This window comes from Pelomonas caseinilytica (assembly GCF_021353235.1).
Taxonomy (GTDB): domain Bacteria; phylum Pseudomonadota; class Gammaproteobacteria; order Burkholderiales; family Burkholderiaceae_C; genus Pelomonas; species Pelomonas caseinilytica.
This window is the reverse complement of record NZ_JAJTWT010000011.1, coordinates 82405-98683: the sequence shown is the minus strand read 5'-3', so window position 1 is coordinate 98683 and position 16279 is coordinate 82405. Positions and strand designations below refer to the sequence as shown.

General features: G+C 68.2%; 16 protein-coding genes and 1 tRNA gene. 16 read left to right on the top strand and 1 reads right to left on the bottom strand.

The window, feature by feature from the left end:
• Nucleotides 1-18: 18 nt before the first annotated feature.
• The 3 genes from hscA to tsaD are packed head-to-tail and all read left to right on the top strand — an operon-like array spanning nucleotide 19 to nucleotide 3264.
• Nucleotides 19-1869: a Fe-S protein assembly chaperone HscA gene (hscA, locus tag LXT12_RS21755; protein WP_233394397.1), complete on the top strand. Its 1851-nt coding sequence runs from the start codon at nucleotides 19-21 to the stop codon at nucleotides 1867-1869.
• Between the two features lie 10 nt (nucleotides 1870-1879).
• Complete coding sequence (gene fdx / locus LXT12_RS21750) at nucleotides 1880-2218, top strand: ISC system 2Fe-2S type ferredoxin (protein ID WP_233394396.1); 339 nt, start codon at nucleotides 1880-1882, stop codon at nucleotides 2216-2218.
• Nucleotides 2215-3264, top strand: a complete 1050-nt coding sequence (gene tsaD / locus LXT12_RS21745; RefSeq protein WP_233394395.1) for a tRNA (adenosine(37)-N6)-threonylcarbamoyltransferase complex transferase subunit TsaD — start codon at nucleotides 2215-2217, stop codon at nucleotides 3262-3264. The genes fdx and tsaD overlap by 4 nt, the downstream gene beginning before the upstream one ends.
• Before the next feature lie 7 nt (nucleotides 3265-3271).
• Here the strand turns inward: tsaD and LXT12_RS21740 are convergent, their stop codons facing one another.
• Nucleotides 3272-3661 carry an Hsp20/alpha crystallin family protein gene (locus LXT12_RS21740; protein WP_233394394.1) on the bottom strand — a complete coding sequence of 130 codons (390 nt, stop codon included), beginning with the start codon at nucleotides 3659-3661 and terminating at the stop codon, nucleotides 3272-3274.
• A gap of 404 nt (nucleotides 3662-4065) precedes the next feature.
• On the opposite strand from LXT12_RS21740, the gene rpsO reads away from it, so the two are divergent.
• The 13 genes from rpsO to nuoG all read left to right on the top strand — a co-directional run bounded on the left by rpsO (nucleotide 4066) and on the right by nuoG (nucleotide 16277).
• Nucleotides 4066-4335, top strand: a complete 270-nt coding sequence (gene rpsO, locus LXT12_RS21735) for a 30S ribosomal protein S15 (protein WP_233394393.1) — start codon at nucleotides 4066-4068, stop codon at nucleotides 4333-4335.
• A gap of 213 nt (nucleotides 4336-4548) precedes the next feature.
• The gene (pnp, locus tag LXT12_RS21730; protein ID WP_233394392.1) at nucleotides 4549-6714 is read left to right on the top strand and encodes a polyribonucleotide nucleotidyltransferase; all 2166 of its coding nucleotides are present in this window, start codon (nucleotides 4549-4551) and stop codon (nucleotides 6712-6714) included.
• A gap of 10 nt (nucleotides 6715-6724) precedes the next feature.
• Nucleotides 6725-7711: an NAD(P)H-quinone oxidoreductase gene (locus LXT12_RS21725; RefSeq protein ID WP_233394391.1), complete on the top strand. Its 987-nt coding sequence runs from the start codon at nucleotides 6725-6727 to the stop codon at nucleotides 7709-7711.
• Nucleotides 7712-7721: 10 nt separating this feature from the next.
• The gene (tpiA, locus tag LXT12_RS21720; RefSeq protein ID WP_233394390.1) at nucleotides 7722-8465 is read left to right on the top strand and encodes a triose-phosphate isomerase; all 744 of its coding nucleotides are present in this window, start codon (nucleotides 7722-7724) and stop codon (nucleotides 8463-8465) included.
• Between the two features lie 58 nt (nucleotides 8466-8523).
• Complete coding sequence (gene secG, locus LXT12_RS21715; RefSeq protein ID WP_233394389.1) at nucleotides 8524-8916, top strand: preprotein translocase subunit SecG; 393 nt, start codon at nucleotides 8524-8526, stop codon at nucleotides 8914-8916.
• A 112-nt stretch (nucleotides 8917-9028) separates the two neighbouring features.
• Nucleotides 9029-9113 (top strand) — tRNA-Leu (locus tag LXT12_RS21710).
• Nucleotides 9114-9330: 217 nt separating this feature from the next.
• Nucleotides 9331-9690 (top strand): NADH-quinone oxidoreductase subunit A, encoded by a 360-nt coding sequence (locus tag LXT12_RS21705; RefSeq protein WP_233394388.1) that lies wholly within the window; start codon nucleotides 9331-9333, stop codon nucleotides 9688-9690.
• Between the two features lie 30 nt (nucleotides 9691-9720).
• Nucleotides 9721-10197 (top strand): NuoB/complex I 20 kDa subunit family protein, encoded by a 477-nt coding sequence (locus LXT12_RS21700; RefSeq protein WP_046113908.1) that lies wholly within the window; start codon nucleotides 9721-9723, stop codon nucleotides 10195-10197.
• Nucleotides 10198-10204: 7 nt separating this feature from the next.
• Nucleotides 10205-10801 (top strand): NADH-quinone oxidoreductase subunit C, encoded by a 597-nt coding sequence (locus tag LXT12_RS21695; RefSeq protein ID WP_233394387.1) that lies wholly within the window; start codon nucleotides 10205-10207, stop codon nucleotides 10799-10801.
• A gap of 11 nt (nucleotides 10802-10812) precedes the next feature.
• Complete coding sequence (locus LXT12_RS21690; protein ID WP_233394386.1) at nucleotides 10813-12066, top strand: NADH-quinone oxidoreductase subunit D; 1254 nt, start codon at nucleotides 10813-10815, stop codon at nucleotides 12064-12066.
• A 10-nt stretch (nucleotides 12067-12076) separates the two neighbouring features.
• Complete coding sequence (locus tag LXT12_RS21685) at nucleotides 12077-12589, top strand: NADH-quinone oxidoreductase subunit NuoE family protein (protein ID WP_233394385.1); 513 nt, start codon at nucleotides 12077-12079, stop codon at nucleotides 12587-12589.
• 8 nt (nucleotides 12590-12597) lie between these two features.
• Nucleotides 12598-13938, top strand: coding sequence for an NADH-quinone oxidoreductase subunit NuoF (gene nuoF, locus LXT12_RS21680; protein WP_414708895.1), 1341 nt, complete (start codon nucleotides 12598-12600; stop codon nucleotides 13936-13938).
• Between the two features lie 20 nt (nucleotides 13939-13958).
• On the top strand, nucleotides 13959-16277 hold the full coding sequence (gene nuoG / locus LXT12_RS21675; RefSeq protein ID WP_233394383.1) for an NADH-quinone oxidoreductase subunit NuoG: 2319 nt from the start codon (nucleotides 13959-13961) through the stop codon (nucleotides 16275-16277).
• Nucleotides 16278-16279: the final 2 nt, after the last annotated feature.

Below are 16279 nucleotides of genomic sequence, written 5' to 3'. Positions count from 1 at the left end.
TCCCCGACTGACCAGAACATGGCCCTTCTCCAGATCTCCGAACCCGGCGCCTCGCCCGACCCGCACCAGCGCCGCATCGCCGTCGGCATCGACCTCGGCACGACGCACTCCCTCGTCGCCGCGGTTCGCCACGGCGTGGCCGAGTGCCTGCCCGACGCCCAGGGGCGCGTCATCCTGCCCTCGGCCGTGCGCTACCTGCCCGAGGGCCGCCGCCAGATCGGTGCCGAGGCGCTGGCCGCCCAGGCGGACGACCCCGAAAACACCATCGTCTCCGCCAAGCGCTTCATGGGCCGGGGCCTGGCCGACATTGCCCACCGCGAGCGGCTGCCCTACCGCTTCGAGGACCGGCCGGGCATGCTCGGCATCGCCACGCGCGACGGCGTCAAGAGCCCCGTCGAGGTTTCCGCCGAGATCCTGGCGACGCTGCGCTTCCGCGCCGAAGACAGCTTCCTGGACGACCTCTTCGGCGCCGTCATCACCGTGCCGGCCTATTTCGACGACGCCCAGCGCCAGGCCACCAAGGATGCCGCCGAGCTGGCCGGCCTGAAGGTGCTGCGCCTCATCAACGAGCCGACCGCCGCGGCCATCGCCTACGGCCTGGACAATGCCAGCGAGGGCCTCTACGCCGTCTACGACCTGGGCGGCGGCACCTTCGACATCTCGCTGCTGCGGCTGACGCGCGGCGTGTTCGAGGTCGTCGCGACCGGTGGGGACGCGGCCCTGGGTGGGGACGACTTCGACCGCGCCCTCGCCGACTGGGCGCTGGCCCAGGCGGGCAGGGCGGCCGAGTCGGCCCACGACAAGCGCGCCGTCCTCGTGGCGGCACGCGCGGCCAAGGAGGCGTTGTCGGGCGTCGACTCGACCGACCTCGTCGCCGCGCTCGATGCGGGCGAATTGCGCGTCGCCGTGTCGCGCGCCGAGTTCGAGGCGCTGGCACGGCCCCTGGTCGACAAGACGCTCTCGGCCGTCAGGCGCGTGCTGCGCGACGCCCGCGTGAAGCCGGCGGACGTGCAGGGCGCCGTCATGGTCGGCGGCTCCACCCGCATGCCGCTGGTGCGGCATTTGGTGAGCGAGCTGTTCGGCCGCGAGGTGCTGACCAACCTCAACCCCGACGAAGTCGTCGCCCTGGGCGCCGCCATCCAGGCCAACCAGCTCGCCGGCAATGCGGCCGACGGCGAGATCCTGCTGCTCGACGTGATTCCGCTGTCGCTCGGCCTGGAGACCATGGGGGGCCTGGTCGAGCGCATCATCGAGCGCAACTCGACCATTCCGGTAGCGAAGGCGCAGGACTTCACCACCTTCAAGGACGGCCAGACCGCGCTGGCGTTGCACGTGGTGCAGGGCGAGCGTGAACTCGTCTCCGAATGCCGCTCGCTGGCTCGCTTCGAGTTGCGCGGCATCCCGCCGATGGCGGCCGGCGCCGCGCGCATCCGCGTGAGCTTCCAGGTGGACGCCGACGGGCTGCTGTCGGTGTCGGCCCAGGAGCTGACCTCCGGCGTGCAGGCCGCCATCACGGTCAAGCCCAGCTACGGCCTGTCGGACGAGCAGATCGCCGGCATGCTCAAGGACGGCTTCGCCAGCGCCGATGCCGACATGGCGGCGCGCAAGCTGCGGGAGGCGCGCGTAGAGGCCGAGCGCATGGTGCTGGCCACCCGTAGCGCGCTGGCCGCCGATGGCGACCTGCTGCCGGCCGGCGAGCGCGAGGCCATCGAGGCCCGCCTGTCGGCCCTGGCTGCGATGACCGACGACGCCGATGCCATTGAGGCCGCCACCCAGGCCCTGGCCGATGCGACCGAGGGCTTCGCCGCCGAACGCATGAACCGCAGCATCGCCCGCGCCCTGACCGGCCGCGACGTCTCGGCCCTCTGAAGAGAATCCCATGCCCGTCATCACCATCCTCCCTCACGCCGAGTACTGCCCCCAGGGCGCCACGGTGACGGCGCCCGCGGGCACGTCGATCTGCGAAGCCCTGCTGGACCACGACATCCCGATCGAGCACGCCTGCGACCAGGTCTGCGCCTGCACGACCTGCCACGTCATCGTCCGCCAGGGCGGCCGTTCGCTGTCGGAGATGGAAGAGGACGAGGAGGACATGCTCGACCGCGCCTGGGGTCTGGAGCCCGACTCGCGGCTGTCCTGCCAGGCCATCCTCGGCCAGCAGGACGTGACGGTCGAAATCCCCAAGTACTCGATCAACCACGCGAAAGAGGGCAAGTGAAGCCCACTCGCGTCCTCGGTTTCGAATCGTCCTGCGACGAGACCGGTGTCGCCCTCGTCGAGGTGGCGGGCGATGCACCGCCCCGGCTGCTGGCGCAGGCCCTGCACAGCCAGATCGCCATGCACCAGGCCTATGGCGGCGTCGTGCCCGAGCTGGCTTCGCGCGACCACGTGCGCCGCGTGCTGCCGCTGGCCCGCGAGGTGCTATCGCAGGCGGGCCTGACCTTGCGGGACGTGGACCTCGTCGCCTACACCCAGGGACCGGGCCTCGCGGGTGCGCTGCTGGTGGGGGCTGGCGTGGCGGTGTCGCTCGCCGCGGCGCTGGACTTGCCGGCCCTGCCCATCCACCACCTCGAAGGGCATCTGCTGTCGCCCTTCCTGTCGGCGGACCCGCCGGAATTTCCTTTCGTGGCCCTGCTGGTGAGCGGCGGCCACACGCAGCTGATGCGGGTGGACGACGTCGGCGCCTACGAAATCCTCGGCGAGACCATCGATGACGCGGCCGGCGAAGCCTTCGACAAGAGCGCCAAGCTGCTCGGCCTGCCGTATCCGGGTGGGCCGCATCTGGCGCGGCTGGCCGAGTTCGGCAACCCGGAAGCCTTCGATCTGCCGCGGCCGCTGCTGCACAGCGGCAAGCCGGATTTCAGCTTCGCCGGATTGAAGACGGCAGTGCTGACGCAGGTGAAGAAGATCGGTGATTCGCCTTGCGAGCAGACCCGCGCCGACCTGGCTGCCGCGACCCAGGCCGCCATCGTCGACGTGCTGGTGAAGAAGTCGCTGCTGGCGCTGAAGGAGACGGGCCTGAAGCGCCTCGTCGTCGCGGGGGGTGTCGGCGCCAATGCGCGCCTGCGGGAGGCGCTGAACGCGGCTTGCGCCAAGCGTGGCGTCCGCGTTCACTACCCCGAACTGGCGCTGTGCACCGACAACGGCGCCATGATCGCCATGGCCGCCGCGCTGCGCGTGCAGCGCGGCCTGGCGGGGGAGGGCGCCCTGCGGCGGGACGGCGGCTTCGAGGTGCGCCCCCGCTGGGAGCTGGGCGCAGCCTGAGGGTCGCTCAGAGAACCGGGATGAGGCCGGCGTTCTCGTCGGCCACGCGCTTGGCCAGGGTGAGGCTCAGCACGCCGTTTTCGAAGCGGGCCTGGGACTGGCCCTGGTCGATGTCGGCCGGCAGGGCGAAGCTGCGGGCATAGCGGGCGGCGCGGCGCTCGCGGTAGAGCAGTCGCGAGCCGTCGCTCGGTGCGGCCTCTTCGCTCGCGGTCTCGATGTGGACGCGGCGGCCGTCGATGCGCACCTTGACGGCCTCCTTGGCCACGCCGGGCATGTCGACGGTGACGTGGTAGGCCTTGTCGTCCTCGCTCAGGTCGAGGGCGGGCGTGCGGGTGGTGTCGGCGTCGAACTGGCGCAGGACGCGGGCGACGTGGCGGGGATGGGTCAGGTAGAACATGGGAACGGACTCCTTGGCGGTGATCGCTGCTTCACGGGTCGGGAGCAGCTCCCGATGCCTGGGAGATTGGGCGGCGGCCGGGCGCTTCAAGCCCGCCCGGGCCTCGGCGGCACGGATGTCACGCATTTGCGGGGCGGGACGATGCAGCGGTTCGCCAACCCCTTGAAGGAGGCCGGCCCAGCCTCAACTCCGCGCGCCCGGGGCCGCCGGTGTTCGCGCCGTTTGGGCACCTCTGCCGCTTTCGGCTAGAATCGCGCGGTTTTGCGCCTTCGGGTGCGAAATGCCAGCACGGCTCGGGGCGGTTTCCCCCGTGTCCGCAAGTCAACCCTCCGGAAACCGTCTGCGGCAGCGCCATGCATGGTGTTTCGCCCGGCCGGACTTCCGAAACCCTTTGGAAAAAGACAATGTCCGTCGCCGATCTGAACAAGGCCGAAATCGTCAAGGCCAACGCCCGCAGCGCCAACGACACCGGCAGCCCCGAAGTCCAAGTCGCCCTGCTGACCGCTCGCATCAACGAGCTGACTCCCCACTTCAAGACCCACGCCAAGGACCATCATGGCCGCCGCGGCCTGCTGAAGATGGTCAACCAGCGCAAGAGCCTGCTGGCCTACCTGAAGAACAAGGATGCCGAGCGCTACACCGCGCTGATCCAGAAGCTGGGCCTGCGCAAGTAATTCGTCGAACCCCGCAAGGAGCCTGTCTGGTCCAACAAGCCCAGTACAGGCTCTTTGTCCTTCTACCGAGGAACCGAGCTGACGTGGTGTCGGATGTGTCATTCCAAGACGGTTGCAGCTTGAGCCGCCCTGGAATGGCATTCGAGCCAAACCCAGCCTTGTTCCCGGTTCCACCGGACGCCTGAGCGCGTCCTCCACAACCAGGAGATGAGCATGTCCATGTTCAACAAGGTCACCAAGTCCTTCCAATGGGGCCGCCACCAAGTCGTGCTGGAAACGGGTGAGATCGCCCGCCAGTCCACCGGTGCCGTCCTCGTCAACATCGAAGGCACCGTGGTGCTGGCCACCGTGGTCGCCAAGACCGAGGCCAAGGCCGGCCAGGACTTCTTCCCGCTGACGGTCGACTACATCGAGAAGACCTACGCTGCCGGCAAGATCCCCGGCAGCTTCTTCAAGCGCGAGGGCCGTCCCTCCGAGCACGAGACCCTGACCAGCCGCCTGATCGACCGTCCGATCCGCCCGCTGTTCCCCGAAGGCTTCTTCAACGAAGTCCAGGTCGTCATCCACGTCGTCAGCCTGAACCCCGAGGTGCAGGCCGACATCGCCGCCATGATCGGCACCTCCGCCGCGCTGGCCGTGTCCGGCATCCCCTTCAACGGCCCGATCGGCGCCGCCCGCGTGGGCTACGTCAACGGCGAGTACGTGCTGAACCCCAGCAAGTCCGAGCTGGTCAACAGCCAGATGGACCTGGTCGTCGCCGGCACGCAAGCCGCCGTGCTGATGGTGGAGTCCGAGGCCTCGGGCCTGTCGGAAGAAGTCATGCTGGGCGCGGTCGTCTACGGCCATGACCAGGGCAATGTCGCCATCGCCGCGATCAACGAACTGGTCAAGGAAGCCGGCAAGCCGGCCTGGAGCTGGACCGCGCCTGCCAAGGACGAAGCATTCATCGCCAAGGTCAACGCCCTGGCCGAAGGCCCTCTGCGCGAGGCCTACCAGATCCGCTCCAAGCAGGCCCGCACGCAAGCCTGCCGCACCGCCGCCGCGAACGTTTTCGCCGCGCTGACCGCCGAGGGCGTGGCCTTCGATAAGGTCGAGGTGGAAGGCCTGCTGTTCGAGATCGAAGCCCGCATCGTGCGCAGCCAGATCCTGGCCGGCGAGCCGCGCATCGACGGCCGCGACACCCGCACCGTGCGCCCCATCGAGATCCGCAACGGCATCCTGCCGCGCACCCACGGCTCGGCGCTCTTCACCCGCGGCGAGACCCAGGCCCTGGTCGTCGCGACGCTGGGCACGGACCGCGACGCCCAGCGCATCGACGCGCTGGACGGCGAGTTCGAAGACCGCTTCATGCTGCACTACAACATGCCCCCCTTCGCCACCGGCGAGACGGGCCGCGTGGGCAGCCCCAAGCGCCGCGAGATCGGCCACGGCCGCCTGGCCAAGCGCGCCCTGGTCGCCGTGCTGCCGAGCAAGGAAGAGTTCCCGTATTCGCTGCGCGTGGTCTCCGAGATCACCGAGTCCAACGGTTCTTCGTCGATGGCTTCCGTCTGCGGCGGCTGCCTGTCGCTGATGGACGCCGGCGTGCCCCTGAAGGCCCACGTGGCCGGCATCGCCATGGGCCTGATCAAGGACGGCAACCGCTTCGCCGTGCTGACCGACATCCTCGGTGACGAGGACCACCTCGGCGACATGGACTTCAAGGTGGCCGGTACCTCCACCGGCATCACCGCCCTGCAGATGGACATCAAGATCCAGGGCATCACCAAGGAAATCATGCAGGTCGCCCTGGCGCAGGCCAAGGAAGCCCGCCTGCACATCCTGGGCAAGATGGTCGAGGCCATGGGCAGCGCCAACACCGAGGTGTCGCAGTTCGCCCCGCGCCTGTACACGATGAAGATCAACCCGGAGAAGATCCGTGACGTGATCGGCAAGGGCGGCGCCACCATCCGCGCGCTGACCGAAGAGACCGGCACCACCATCGACATCGGTGAGGACGGCACCATCACCATCGCCTCGACGGACGCCGAGAAGGCCGAGATGGCCAAGAAGCGCATCGCCGAGATCACGGCCGAGGTCGAAGTGGGCAAGGTCTACGAAGGGCCGGTCACCAAGATCCTGGACTTCGGTGCCCTCGTGAACCTGCTGCCTGGCAAGGACGGCCTGCTGCACATCAGCCAGATCGCCCACCAGCGCGTCGAGAAGGTGACGGACTTCCTGCAGGAAGGCCAGATCGTCAAGGTCAAGGTGCTCGAGACCGACGAGAAGGGCCGCATCAAGCTGTCCATGAAGGCGCTGCTGGACCGCCCCGAGCGCGAAGCCGCCCCGGCGCCCGCGCCGGTCGCTCCGGCTGCCGACGACACGCCTCCGGCCGCGGAGTAAGTCGACCGGCATGCGAGCCATCGCGATCACCCGCCCCGGCGGGCCCGAGGTGCTGGAACTGGCAGAGCGGCCGGATCCGGTCGCGGGCCCGGGTGAGTGCCTGATCCGCGTGGCGGCCTCGGGCATCAACCGCCCGGACGTGCTGCAGCGCAAAGGCGCCTACCCGCCGCCGCCGGGCGCGAGCGACCTGCCCGGGCTGGAGGTGGCTGGCGTGATCGTCGACGGCGATGCCTCGGCCCTCGCCGCGCATGGCTTCAAGCTGGGTGACCCGGTCTGCGCGCTGGCCAATGGCGGCGGTTACGCCGAGCTGTGCGCGGTCCCGGTCGGCCAGTGCCTGCCGGTGCCGCAGGGTTGGTCGATGGCGCAGGCGGCCAGCCTGCCCGAGACCTGCTTCACCGTCTGGGCCAACGTCTTCGACCGTGCCGGCCTGCAGGCGGGGGAGGCCCTGCTCATCCATGGCGGTTCGAGCGGCATCGGCGTGACGGCCACCCAGATGGCCAAGGCCCTGGGCGCGCGGGTGTTCGTGACGGTCGGCAGCGCCGACAAGGCCGAGGCCTGCAAGGCGCTCGGCGCCGAGTTGGCGATCAACTACCGCGAGCAGGATTTCGTCGCCGAGGCCAAGGCCGCCACAGGCGGCCGCGGCGTGGACGTCATTCTCGACATGGTGGCCGGCGACTACATCGGCCGTGGCGTCCAGGCGCTCGCCGAGGACGGTCGCCTGGCCCTCATCGCGGTGCAGGGCGGCGTGAAGTCCGAGATCGATGCCGGCCTCGTGCTTCGCAAGCGGCTGACGATCACCGGCTCGACGCTGCGCCCCCGCTCCGCGGCTTTCAAGGCCGGCGTGGCGCGCTCGTTGCGCGACAAGGTCTGGCCCTTGATCGATGCCGGCCGCATCAGGCCGGTCATCGATCGCGAACTGCCTGCCGCGCAGGCGGCCGAGGCGCATGCGCGGATGGAATCCAACCAGCACATCGGCAAGATCGTGCTGACGTGGTGATGGAGCTGACATGAGAAAAAAACTCGTCGTGGGCAACTGGAAGATGCATGGCAGCCGCGCTGCCAATGCCCAATTGCTCGCCGGCCTGAAGGAGGCCGGCCCCTGGAACGCCGACGTGGCCGTCTGCGTGCCTTTCCCCTACATCGCCGAAACGGCCCTGGCCCTCACGGGCACGGCCATCGCCTACGGCGCCCAGGACTGTTCGGCCCACGAGCAGGGCGCCTACACCGGCGAGGTATCGAGCGCCATGCTGGCCGACATTGGCTGCCGCTACGTCATCGTCGGCCACTCCGAGCGGCGTGCCTATCACGCCGAGGGCGACCAGCTCGTTGCGGACAAGGCCAAGGCGGCCCTGGCCCACGGCGTGACGCCCATCGTCTGCGTCGGCGAGACCCGCGCCGAGCGCGAGGCCGGCCAGACCGAGGCCGTCGTCAAGCGCCAGCTCGCGGCCGTCATCCACACGTTGGGGCATTGCTGCGGCGAGATGGTGGTGGCCTACGAGCCCGTCTGGGCCATCGGCACGGGCCTCACGGCCACGCCCGAGCAGGCCCAGGCGGTGCATGCCGTGCTGCGCGCCCAACTGCATGCAGCGACCGACCGTTCGGCGGCCATGCGCATCCTCTACGGCGGCAGCGTCAAGGCCGACAACGCGGCCCAGCTCTTCGGCCAGCCCGACATCGATGGCGGGCTGATCGGCGGCGCCTCGTTGAAGGCCGCCGATTTCGCCGCCATCTGCCTGGCGGCTGCCCACTGAGTTTCCGGGTGCCTCGCCGCAGGGCAGGGCGCCAACAAGTTTTGATGGAGTGTTTGGAATGCAGTTCTTTGCGAATCTGGTGTTGATCGTCCAGTTGCTGTCCGCCCTGGCGATCATCGGTCTGGTGCTGGTTCAGCACGGCAAGGGGGCCGACATGGGGGCCTCCTTCGGCAGTGGCGCGTCGGGCAGCCTGTTCGGCGCCACCGGCAGCGCCAATTTCCTGTCGCGCAGCACCGCGGTCGCGGCCACGCTGTTCTTCGGCTGCACGCTGGGCCTGGCCTTCCTGTCCAACGGCCGCAGCAGCGCTCCCACGTCGGACACGGCGCTGGACCGCGCCGCGGTCGTAGCGCCGGCGGCGTCCGCGGCCGCTTCGGGTGCTGCCGCCATTCCGGGCGCCATCGTGGCTCCCGTGGCGCCGGCCTCGGCCGCCGCTTCGGGCGCGGCGAACTGAAGCCTGACCAAAAACCTCGCCGGGAGTCAGGGGACCGTCATTTTTCGGTATAGAATGCGAGGCTGTCTGGCAAGCAATCCCTCCCCGAGTTGCCAGACATATTGAAGTTACTGCCGTCGTGGTGAAATTGGTAGACACGCTATCTTGAGGGGGTAGTGGCGAAAGCTGTGCGAGTTCGAGTCTCGCCGACGGCACCAAACATTCGGCAAGGCTTCCACCCATGTGGAGGCCGGCCAGAGCGGCCTGTCGCCAAGGTCATCCGGGTTTGCTGCGGATGGCCGGGGCAAGGTTTCAGGCGGGCGCGATCCGCGAGCGACATCATTCGATTCGCTGGTGGCGCGCCTGTTTGCTTTTGTGGCCGGCAGAGTCCCGGCCGCGTTGACGAAGACCCATAGTCGACCCGAGAAGGCACCCATGAATCTCGATCAGTACCTGCCCGTCATCCTGTTCATCCTGGTCGGCGCGGTGGTCGGGATCGCTCCCCAGGTGCTGGGCGCGCTGCTGGGTCCCAATCGGCCGGATCAGGCCAAGAACTCCCCCTACGAATGCGGCTTCGAGGCCTTTGAAGACGCGCGCATGAAATTCGACGTGCGCTACTACCTCGTCGCCATCCTGTTCATCCTTTTCGACCTGGAAATCGCCTTCCTGTTTCCGTGGGCCGTTGCGCTCAAGGACATCGGCGCGACGGGCTTCTGGGCGATGATGATCTTCCTCGGCATTCTGGTCGTTGGCTTCGCCTACGAGTGGAAAAAAGGCGCCCTGGATTGGGAATAAACGCCACGCCAAACACGCTGGGAATTCGAAATGGGTATTGAAGGCGTCCTGAAAGAGGGCTTTGTCACGACCTCGGTCGACAAGCTCATCAACTGGTCCAAGACGGGCTCCCTCTGGCCGATGACCTTCGGCCTGGCCTGCTGTGCGGTGGAAATGATGCACGCGGGCGCCGCCCGCTACGACATCGACCGCTTCGGCATGCTGTTCCGCCCGAGCCCGCGCCAGTCCGACCTGATGATCGTGGCCGGCACGCTGTGCAACAAGATGGCGCCGGCCCTGCGCAAGGTCTATGACCAGATGGCCGAGCCGCGCTGGGTGCTCTCGATGGGCTCCTGCGCCAACGGCGGCGGCTACTACCACTACAGCTACTCGGTGGTGCGCGGCTGCGACCGCATCGTGCCGGTGGACGTCTACGTGCCCGGCTGCCCGCCGACGGCCGAGGCCCTTCTCTACGGCATCCTGCAGCTGCAGGCCAAGATCCGCCGCGAAAACACCATCGCCCGCTGAGCCCGGCATGAGCATGAACCTCGACACCCTGGCCCAGCAGATTGCGGCCGTCCTCGGCGAGCGCGTCGTCGAACTGAAAAACGCCCTGGGGGAGCTGACGCTCACCGTGCGCGCTGCCGACTACCTCGACGTGGCCACGACGCTGCGCGACCACCCCGAGCTCAAGCTCGAGCAGCTCATCGACCTCTGCGGCGTCGACTACAGCACCTACGGCGACGGCGCCTACGAAGGCCTGCGCTATGCGGTGGTGAGCCACCTGCTGTCGGTGGCCAAGAACTGGCGCCTGCGCCTGAAAGTCTTCGCGACGGACGACGACTTTCCCTGCGTCGCCTCGGTCACGCCGGTCTGGAACTCCGCCAACTGGTTCGAGCGCGAGGCCTTCGACATGTACGGCATCATCTTCGACGGCCACAACGACTTGCGCCGCATCCTGACGGACTACGGCTTCATCGGCCACCCGATGCGCAAGGACTTCCCGGTGTCGGGCCATGTCGAGATGCGCTACGACGCCGAGCAGAAGCGCGTCATCTACCAGCCGGTGACCATCGAGCCGCGCGAGATCACGCCGCGCATCATCCGCGAAGACAAGTACGGCGGCCTTTGAGTCTGTAAGCCATGGCAGAAATCAAGAACTACACGCTGAACTTCGGCCCCCAGCACCCGGCCGCCCACGGCGTGCTGCGCCTGGTGCTGGAGCTCGACGGCGAAGTCATCCAACGCGCCGACCCCCACATCGGCCTGCTGCACCGCGCGACCGAGAAGCTCGCCGAGCAGAAGACCTTCATCCAGTCGCTGCCCTACATGGACCGCCTCGACTACGTGTCGATGATGGCCAACGAGCACGCCTACTGCCTGGCCATCGAGAAGATGCTGGGCATCGAGGTGCCCATCCGCGCCCAGTACATCCGCGTCATGTTCGCGGAGTTGACCCGCATCCTCAACCACCTGCTGTGGCTGGGCGCGCACGGGCTGGACTGCGGCGCGATGAACATCCTCATCTACTGCTTCCGCGAGCGTGAAGACATCTTCGACATGTACGAGGCGGTGTCGGGTGCGCGCATGCACGCGGCCTACTTCCGTCCGGGCGGTGTCTACCGCGACCTGCCGGACGCCATGCCGCAGTACCAGGTCAGCAAGATCAAGAACGCCAAGACCATCGCCCAGCTCAACGAGAACCGCCAGGGCTCGCTGCTGGACTTCATCGAGGACTTCTGCCGCCGCTTCCCCAAGAACGTCGACGACTACGAGACGCTGCTGACCGACAACCGCATCTGGAAGCAGCGTACGGTGGGTATCGGCGTCGTGTCGCCCGAGCGCGCGCTGAACCTCGGCTTCAGCGGCCCCATGCTGCGCGGCTCGGGCATCGCCTGGGACCTGCGCAAGAAGCAGCCCTACGACGTCTATGACCGCATGGACTTCGACATCCCGCTGGGCACCAACGGCGACACCTACGACCGCTACGTGGTGCGCGTGCAGGAGATGCGCGAGGCCAACCGCATCGTCCAGCAGTGCGTGCAATGGCTCAAGGCCAACCCCGGCCCGGTCATCACGGACAACCACAAGGTCGCGCCCCCGGCCCGCGTGGACATGAAGTCCAACATGGAAGAGCTGATCCACCACTTCAAGCTCTTCACCGAAGGCTTCCACGTGCCCGAGGGCGAGGCCTACGCGGCCGTCGAGCATCCCAAGGGCGAATTCGGCATCTACCTCGTCAGCGACGGGGCCAACAAGCCTTATCGCCTCAAGATCCGCGCGCCGGGCTTCCCCCACCTCGCGGCGCTCGACGAAATGGGCAAGGGCCACATGATCGCGGACGCCGTGGCCATCATCGGCACGATGGACATCGTGTTCGGCGAGATCGATCGTTGACAGGCAAGCGATGACGAGCAGCACCGACTACACCCTGAGCGACGCCACCCGCGCTCGCTTCGACCGCGAGGTCGCCAAGTACCCCTACGAACTGCGCCAGTCCGCCGTGATGGCCTGCCTGGCCATCGTGCAGCAGGAAGAGGGCTACGTCTCCCGCGCCGCGGAAGATGCCATCGCCGCCCACCTCGGCATGCCGCCCATCGCGGTCTACGAGGTGACGACCTTCTACAACATGTACAACCAGCAGCCGGTGGGCAAGTTCAAGCTGAACGTCTGCGCCAACCTGCCTTGCCAACTGCGCGACGGCCAGAAGGCGCTGGACCACCTCTGCGGCAAGCTCGGCATCGAGCAGGGCGGCACCACGGCCGACGGCCTTTTCACCGTCCAGAAGAGCGAATGCCTGGGCGCCTGCGCCGATGCGCCGGTGATGCTGGTCAACGACCGCCAGATGTGCAGCTTCATGACGGCCGAGCGGCTGGATGAACTGGTCGACGTGCTGCGTGCCGAGGCTGGCAAGGCCTGAGGATGACGATGCTGGACCTCTCCAAATTCCAAGCGACGGGCGCCGAGACCTGCTTCCACGGTCGCCATATCAGCCCGCAGATCTATGCCGACCTGAACGGCAAGAACTGGTCGATCAAGGACTACGAGGCCCGCGGCGGCTACGCCGCCCTGCGCAAGATCCTGGGCAAGGACGGCGGCGAAGGCCTGACGCCTGATCAAGTGATCGCGGAAGTGAAGACCTCGGCCCTGCGCGGCCGTGGCGGCGCCGGCTTCCCGACCGGCCTGAAGTGGAGCTTCATGCCGCGCCAGTTCCCGGGCCAGAAGTACCTCGTCTGCAACTCCGACGAAGGCGAGCCGGGCACCTGCAAGGACCGCGAGATCCTGATGCACAACCCGCACCAGGTCATCGAAGGCATGGCCATCGCTGCCTACGCGATGGGCATCACCGTTGGCTACAACTACATCCACGGCGAGATCTTCGAGGTCTACGAGCGTTTCGAGGCCGCCCTTGAGGAAGCCCGTGCCGCCGGCTACCTCGGCGACAAGATCATGGGCTCGGGCTTCAGCTTCCAGCTGCATGCCCACCACGGCTTCGGCGCCTACATCTGCGGCGAGGAAACCGCGCTGCTGGAGTCGCTCGAAGGCAAGAAGGGCCAGCCGCGCTTCAAGCCGCCGTTCCCGGCGAGCTTCGGCCTGTACGGCAAGCCCACCACCATCAACAACACCGAGACCTTCGCGGCCGTGCCCTGGATCATCCGCAACGGCGGCCAGGCCTACCTCGAGATCGGCAAGCCCAACAACGGCGGCACCAAGCTGTTCTCGGTCAGCGGCGACGTCGAGAAGCCCGGCAACTTCGAGATCCCGCTGGGCACGCCGTTCTCGACGCTGCTCGAGCTGGCCGGCGGCGTGCGCAAGGGCCGCAAGCTCAAGGCCGTCATCCCTGGCGGCTCGTCGGCTCCCGTGCTGCCCGCCGAGGTGATGATGCAGTGCACGATGGACTATGACTCCATCGCCAAGGCCGGCTCCATGCTGGGCTCGGGCGCCGTCATCGTCATGGACGACTCGCGCTGCATGGTGCAGAGCCTCATCCGCCTGTCCTACTTCTACGCCCACGAGTCCTGCGGCCAGTGCACGCCCTGCCGCGAGGGCACGGGCTGGATGCATCGCGTGCTCGAGCGCATCTACGCCGGCCACGGCCGGCCCGAGGACATCGAGCTGCTGAACTCGGTGGCCGACAACATCCAGGGCCGCACGATCTGTGCGCTGGGCGACGCCGCCGCCATGCCGGTGCGCGCCATGCTCAAGCACTTCAAGCACGAGTTCGTGCACCTGATTGAACACAAGAAGCCCCTGGTGGCTCCGACTTGAGCGCCACCGGGAAACGCATCATGGTTGAAATCGAACTCGACGGTCAGAAGGTCTCGGTCCAGGAAGGCAGCATGGTCATGCATGCCGCCGAGAAGGCCGGCACCTACATCCCGCACTTCTGCTACCACAAGAAGCTGTCCATCGCGGCCAACTGCCGCATGTGCCTCGTGGACGTGGAGAAGGCGCCCAAGCCCATGCCGGCCTGCGCCACCCCGGTCACCCAGGGCATGATCGTCCGCACCAAGAGCGACAAGGCGCTCAAGGCACAGCAGGGCGTCATGGAATTCCTGCTGATCAACCACCCGCTGGACTGCCCCATCTGCGACCAGGGCGGCGAGTGCCAGCTGCAGGACCTGGCTGTGGGCTACGGCTCGGGCAAGAGCCGCTACACCGAAGAAAAGCGCGTCGTCTTCCACAAGAACGTCGGGCCGCTGATCTCCATGGAGGAGATGAGCCGCTGCATCCACTGCACCCGCTGCGTGCGCTTCGGCCAGGAGATCGCCGGCGTGATGGAGCTGGGCATGGCCCACCGCGGCGAGCACAGCGAGATCCAGACCTTCGTCGGCCGCACGGTGGACTCCGAGCTGTCCGGCAACATGATCGACCTCTGCCCCGTCGGTGCGTTGACCAGCAAGCCCTTCCGCTATAGCGCCCGCACCTGGGAGCTGTCGCGCCGCAAGAGCGTCAGCCCACACGATTCCACCGGTGCCAACCTGATCGTGCAGGTCAAGGGCAACCAGGTCATGCGCGTCGTGCCGCTGGAGAACGAGGCCATCAACGAGTGCTGGCTGTCCGACCGCGACCGCTTCAGCTATGAAGGCCTGAACAGCGACGCCCGCCTGACCGCGCCCATGATCAAGCAGGGCGGGGCGTGGAAGCAGGTCGATTGGACGCAGGCGCTGGAATACATCGCCAACGGCCTGAAGTCGATCAAGGCCGACCATGGCGCCCAGGCCATCGGTGCGCTGGCCTCGCCGCACAGCACGGTCGAGGAACTGCACCTGCTGGCCCAGTTGGTGCGCGGCCTCGGCAGCGACAACATCGACCACCGCCTGCGCCACAGCGACTTCGGCAACGCCGCGCCTGCCGGCCAGGCCCGCTGGCTCGGCACCTCCATCGCCAGCCTGTCGGAGCTGGACCGTGCGCTGGTCGTGGGCTCGGTGCTGCGCAAGGACCATCCGCTCTTCGCCGCCCGCCTGCGCCACGCTGCGCGCCGCGGTGCCGCGGTACACCGCATCGGCGTCAACCACGACGACTGGCTGATGCCCGTCGCCGCCTCCATCACCGCCGCGCCGTCGGCGTGGGTGCAGGCCCTGGCGGACGTGGCTGCGGCCATCGGCGCCTCCACCGGTGCCACGGCCCCCCTGGCCGGCAACGCGACCGACGCGGCCAAGGCCGTCGCCGCCAGCCTGTTGTCCGGCCAGCACAAGGCCGTGCTGCTGGGCAACGCCGCCGCCGAGCATCCGCAGGCGGCCAGCCTGCTTGCCCTGGCGCAGTGGATCGGCCAGCAGACCGGCGCGAGCGTCGGCTACCTGACGGCCGCCGCCAACAGCGTCGGCGCTCAGCTCGTCAAGGCCCAGCCGCAAGCCGGTGGCCTGGACGCTGGCCGGATGCTGTCGGGCACTGCGCTGAAGGCGGTGCTGCTGCTCAACACCGACCCCGTGCTCGACGCCGCCAATGCCGGCGCCGCGGCCAAGGCGCTGGATGCCGCCGAGATGGTCGTCGCCTTCAGCCCCTTCAAGAGCGGCCTGGAGTACGCCGACGTCCTGCTGCCCATCTCGCCCTTCACCGAGACCTCGGGCAGCTTCGTCAACGCCGAGGGCCGGCTGCAGAGCTTCGTCGGCGTGGCCCGCCCGCTGATCGAGACCCGGCCGGGCTGGAAGGTGCTGCGCGTGCTGGGCAACCTGCTCGGCCTCGACGGCTTCAACCAGGACAGCTCCGAACAAGTGCGCGAGCAGGCCCTGGGCGGCGACTTCGCCGGCCGGCTCAGCAACGCGACCTCCGCCACGCCGCAGGCCGCCGCGCGAGGGGAGGGCGTCGAGCGCTTCGCCAACTTGCCGGTCTACGCATCCGATGCCCTGGTCCGCAATTCCAGCCCGCTGCAGCTGACGGCCGACGGCCGTGAGGCCGCCACGGTCGGCCTGCCGGCCGGCCTGTGGCAGCAGCTGGGCCTGCAGCCGGGCGACAGTGTCCGCATCGTGCAGGACGGCGGCGCCGCCCAGCTCCCCGCCCGCCTGGAAACCGGCCTGCCCGAGGGTGTGGCCCGTGTCCCGGCCGGCCTGCCTGAAACCGCCAGCCTCGGCGCCGCCTTCGGCACGCTGAGCATCAGCAAGGTCTGAGG

Bases quoted from the DNA above. Each gene is read 5' to 3' on its own strand.
- hscA (WP_233394397.1), top strand. From the start codon at position 19: ATGGCCCTTCTCCAGATCTCCGAACCCGGCGCCTCGCCCGACCCGCAC.
- fdx (WP_233394396.1), top strand. From the start codon at position 1,880: ATGCCCGTCATCACCATCCTCCCTCACGCCGAGTACTGCCCCCAGGGC.
- LXT12_RS21740 (WP_233394394.1), bottom strand. From the start codon at position 3,661: ATGTTCTACCTGACCCATCCCCGCCACGTCGCCCGCGTCCTGCGCCAG.
- rpsO (WP_233394393.1), top strand. From the start codon at position 4,066: ATGTCCGTCGCCGATCTGAACAAGGCCGAAATCGTCAAGGCCAACGCC.
- pnp (WP_233394392.1), top strand. From the start codon at position 4,549: ATGTCCATGTTCAACAAGGTCACCAAGTCCTTCCAATGGGGCCGCCAC.
- LXT12_RS21725 (WP_233394391.1), top strand. From the start codon at position 6,725: ATGCGAGCCATCGCGATCACCCGCCCCGGCGGGCCCGAGGTGCTGGAA.
- tpiA (WP_233394390.1), top strand. From the start codon at position 7,722: ATGAGAAAAAAACTCGTCGTGGGCAACTGGAAGATGCATGGCAGCCGC.
- secG (WP_233394389.1), top strand. From the start codon at position 8,524: ATGCAGTTCTTTGCGAATCTGGTGTTGATCGTCCAGTTGCTGTCCGCC.
- LXT12_RS21705 (WP_233394388.1), top strand. From the start codon at position 9,331: ATGAATCTCGATCAGTACCTGCCCGTCATCCTGTTCATCCTGGTCGGC.
- LXT12_RS21700 (WP_046113908.1), top strand. From the start codon at position 9,721: ATGGGTATTGAAGGCGTCCTGAAAGAGGGCTTTGTCACGACCTCGGTC.
- LXT12_RS21695 (WP_233394387.1), top strand. From the start codon at position 10,205: ATGAGCATGAACCTCGACACCCTGGCCCAGCAGATTGCGGCCGTCCTC.
- LXT12_RS21690 (WP_233394386.1), top strand. From the start codon at position 10,813: ATGGCAGAAATCAAGAACTACACGCTGAACTTCGGCCCCCAGCACCCG.
- LXT12_RS21685 (WP_233394385.1), top strand. From the start codon at position 12,077: ATGACGAGCAGCACCGACTACACCCTGAGCGACGCCACCCGCGCTCGC.
- nuoF (WP_414708895.1), top strand. From the start codon at position 12,598: ATGCTGGACCTCTCCAAATTCCAAGCGACGGGCGCCGAGACCTGCTTC.
- nuoG (WP_233394383.1), top strand. From the start codon at position 13,959: ATGGTTGAAATCGAACTCGACGGTCAGAAGGTCTCGGTCCAGGAAGGC.